General features: G+C 67.9%; 3 protein-coding genes. All 3 read left to right on the top strand.

What is annotated here, in order from left to right:
- A partial coding sequence (locus ACXJKR_RS26300; RefSeq protein ID WP_457325317.1) for an exo-rhamnogalacturonan lyase family protein occupies window positions 1–1,694 on the top strand: 1,694 nt, incomplete at its 5' end.
- A 79-nt stretch (window positions 1,695–1,773) separates the two neighbouring features.
- Window positions 1,774–2,994 carry a rhamnogalacturonan acetylesterase gene (locus ACXJKR_RS26295; RefSeq protein WP_457325316.1) on the top strand — a complete coding sequence of 407 codons (1,221 nt, stop codon included), beginning with the start codon at window positions 1,774–1,776 and terminating at the stop codon, window positions 2,992–2,994.
- Window positions 2,995–2,999: 5 nt separating this feature from the next.
- On the top strand, window positions 3,000–4,077 hold a 1,078-nt coding region (locus ACXJKR_RS26290), incomplete at its 3' end, for a serine hydrolase domain-containing protein (RefSeq protein ID WP_457325315.1).

Genomic DNA, 4,077 nt, shown 5'->3' with positions numbered 1-4,077 from the left:
CCTTAAGTCAGCTCAGCGCCGACGGCTTCCAGATCAAGAAGCGCACCAAGGCCGGCCATGGCTGGATTCCCGCCGCCTTCGGCAAGCGGGCGCCAGGCAGCGGCTATATCGGCGGCGCCACCGGCGGCGTGGCCTTTGGCCTGCGCGACTTCTGGCAGCGCCACCCGACGCAACTGGACATCCGCAATGCCCACACCGACGCCGCGCAAGTGACGCTGTGGATGCACTCGCCCGAGGCGCCGGCCATGGACCTGCGCTTCTATCACGATGGCCTGGGGCAGGAGACCCACGAGCAGGAGCTCGAGGGCCTGGAGATGACCTACGAGGACTACGAGAAGGGCTTCGGCACGCCGGTGGGCATCGCACGCAGCAGCGAGATCACGCTGTGGGCGCTGGCCGCTACGCCGACCCGCGAACGCCTCGTGCAGATGGCCGCCGCCGTGCAGACGCCGCCGCAACTGGCCGCCTCGCCACAGCGCTATCTGTCGGCCGGCGTCTTCGGCAAGCTGTGGAGCCTGCCTGACCGCAGCACGCCGATGCGCGTCAAGATCGAGGACAAGCTGGATTTCCTGTTCGGCTTCTATGCCAAGGAGGTCGAGCAGCGGCACTGGTACGGCTTCTGGGACTACGGCGACATCCGCCACACCTACGACAGCGACCGCCACGAATGGCGTTACGACGTCGGCGGCTTTGCCTGGGACAACTCGGAGCTGTCGCCCGACCTGTGGCTCTGGTACGCCTACCTGCGCAGTGGCCGCGCCGACATCTTCCGCTTCGCCGAGGCCATGGTGCGCCACACCAGCGAGGTCGACATCTATCACGCCGGCCGCTTCCAGGGCCTGGGCACGCGGCACAACGTGCAGCACTGGGGCTGCAGCGCCAAGCAGGCGCGCATCTCCACGGCGGCCTACCGCCGCTTCTACTACTACCTGACGGCCGACGAGCGCATCGGCGACGTCATGCGCGAGGTGCTCAGCGCCGACACCAAGATGGATGAGGTCGACCCCGTGCGCAAGATCGCCGGCCGCGTGGACAAGGGCCCCTGGCCGGCGCGCATCGGCTTCGGCACGGACTGGGGCTCGGTCGTCGCCAACGTGCTGACCGAGTGGGAGCGCACCGGCGATGTGCGCTGGCGCAACAAGCTGCTGCGCGGCATGCAGGGCATCGCCGCCATGCCCCACGGCTTCTTCACCGGCAGCGGTGGCTACGAGCCCACGGGGCCGAACGAAGGCGCCTTTCACAACGTCAGCGGCGACAAGCTCAGCGCCAGCCACCTGAGCGCCGTCTTTGGTGCTGTGGAGATGATGGCCGAACTGGTGGAGCTGATCGATGAGCCCGAGTTCAAGCAGGCCTGGCTGCAGTATTGCGAGCTCTACAACGCGCCGCGCGACCAGCAGGTCAAGGCGCTGGGCGCGCCGCACGGCGGCGGCACGGTGCTGAGCGTGGGCCATTCGCGTCTGAGCGCCTACGCGGCCAAGAGCAAGCAGGACAAGGCCCTGGCCCAGCGCGCCTGGCGCGAGTTCCTGGCCGACGATCCGCGCGGCCACAAGACGCTGAAGACCACGCGCATCGCCGGCCCGCTGGCGCTGAACCCGGTGGACGAGGCGCCCTGGATCAGCACCAATRACACCGCGCAGTGGGGGCTGGCGGCGATTCAGAACCTGGCCCTGATCGGCGACCAGCTCACTGACTGACATGACCACATCGATGAACACAGCCACAGAGACACAGAGGCACAGAGGAAATCTGCCCTTTCTCTCCATGCTCTTCTCTGTGTCTCTGTGCCTCAGTGGCTGTGTTTCCCAGCCACGCGCGGCCGAACCGCTCAGCTTCGACTTCACCACGACGCCCGCGCCCACCTACAGCCGTGACCGCGGCGCCGGCTTCGAGCCCGGCGCCGCGCTCAATGCCGCCGGCCAGCCGAGCTTCTTCACGGTGGACGTGCCCGCGGAAGGCAACTACCGCGTCACCGCGACGCTCGGCGCCGCCGCCGCCAGCAACACGACCATCAAAGCCGAGCTGCGTCGGCTGATGCTGGACAGCGTGGGGGTGGCTGCCGGTGCAACTGAAACGCGCAGCTTCATCGTCAACGTGCGCACCGCCCGCATCGCCGCCGTGCCGGGTGTGGAAGCAGGCGTCGTCAAGCTCAAGGAACCGCGCGAAAGCAAGGATGAGATCTGGGCCTGGGACCAGCGCCTGACGCTGGAGATCAACGGCAGCCAGCCGGCGCTGCGCAGTCTCGTCATTGAGCCCGTCAAGGTGCCCACCGTCTTCCTGCTGGGCGACTCCACGGTGGCCGACCAGTCCCGCGAGCCCTACAGCAGCTGGGGCCAGATGCTGACGGGCCTGTTCAAGCCCACCGTGGCCGTGGCCAACCATGCGCAGTCGGGCGAAACCTTCCGCGACTCGCTGGCACGCCGGCGCATCGACAAGATCCTGTCCGTCATGCAACCGGGCGACACCGTGCTGCTGCAGTTCGGCCACAACGACCAGAAACAACAGAAGGACGGCAGCGGCAACGCCCAGACCTACAAGGCCGAGCTGCGCACCCATGCCGAGCGCATCCTGGCGCGAGGCGGCGTGCCGGTCGTCGTGTCGTCGATGGAGAGGCGCAACTTCGACCCCGAGGGAAAGCTCAGGCCCAGCCTGACCGAGTACGCCGACGCGGCGCGCGCGGTCGCGCAGGACATGAAGCTGGCCTTCATCGACCTCAACGCGATGAGCCAGCAGTTCTACGCGGCCCTCGGCCCCGAGCGCTCCCAGGCCGCCCATCCGATGAACAACGGCAAGCTCGACAACACCCACCACAACAACTACGGCGCCATGCAGTTGGCGCGTTTGGTGGCCCTGGGTTTGCGGGAAGCCCGTGTGCCGGTGGCCGCACAGCTGCGCGATGATCTTGGCGCCATTGACCCCGCCAGGCCGCTGCCACCGGAGCAGTTCCACGTCGCAGCGAGCCCGGGCTTCACCCAGCAGCGCCCTCTGGGCGATTGAGCCGAATGAGAACCACCCTTGCCGCCCTGGCGCTGGCCTGCGCCGCGCTGGCCCACGCCCCAGCGACCTCGGCCGCACCGCCCAAGGCCGCTGCGGTCACCGCACAAGGCTTCTCGCCGGAACGCCTGCAGCGGCTCGACGCAGCCATCGAGGAGCAGATCGGCAAACAGCAGCTCGCCGGCGGCGTGATGGCCGTGCTGCGCGATGGCAAGCCGGTCGTGTTCAAGGCCTATGGCCAGCGCGACATCGAGAACGCCAGGCCGATGCGCACGGAGACGATCTTCCGCATCGCCTCCATGACCAAGGCGCTGACGACCGTGGCGGCCATGATCCTTTACGAGGAAGGTCGCTTCCTGCTGAAGGACCCGGTGGCGCGCTACCTGCCGGCCTTCGCCAACCTGCAGGTCGCCTTGGCCCAAGGCGGCACCGAGAAGCCGCGCCGCGCGTTGACCATCCACGACCTGCTGACGCACACGGCCGGCATGAGCTACGGCGGCGGCCCAGCCCAGGCGGCCTACAGCGCTGCTGGCATGAAGGACTGGTACCTCGTCGGCAACGACGAGACGTTGGCGCAGTGGACCGACCGCTTCGCCGCGCTGCCGCTGCAGAGCCAGCCGGGTGAGCAGTTCATCTACGGCTACGCCACCGACGTGCTGGGCCGTCTTGTCGAGGTCGTTTCCGGCCAGCCGCTGGACCGTTTCATCAAGGAGCGCATCACCAACCCGCTGCACATGCCCGACACGAGCTTTTTCCTGCCACCGGAAAAGCTGGAACGCCTGGCCAACGTCTACGGGCTGGAAGGCGGCCGGCTCAAGCTGATGGAAACGTCGGCGAAGAGCGACTTCGTCAACGGCCCGCGCAAGCTGCTGTCCGGCGGCGCCGGCATGCTGAGCACCGCGGGCGACTACACGCGCTTCCTGCAGATGCTGCTGAACAAGGGCGAGCTGGATGGCGTGCGCATCCTGGCGCCCCACACCGTGGCGCTGATGACGKCCGACCATCTCGGTTCCAAATCCGGCGGCGATGCCGATGGCTTCGGGCTGGGCTTCTGGGTCAACGTGAAACGCGGCGGCTTCAAGGAAC

This window comes from Roseateles sp. P5_E11 (assembly GCF_054049355.1).
Note: the sequence above shows the minus strand (reverse complement) of the source record. Positions and strands in the feature narration are given on the sequence as shown.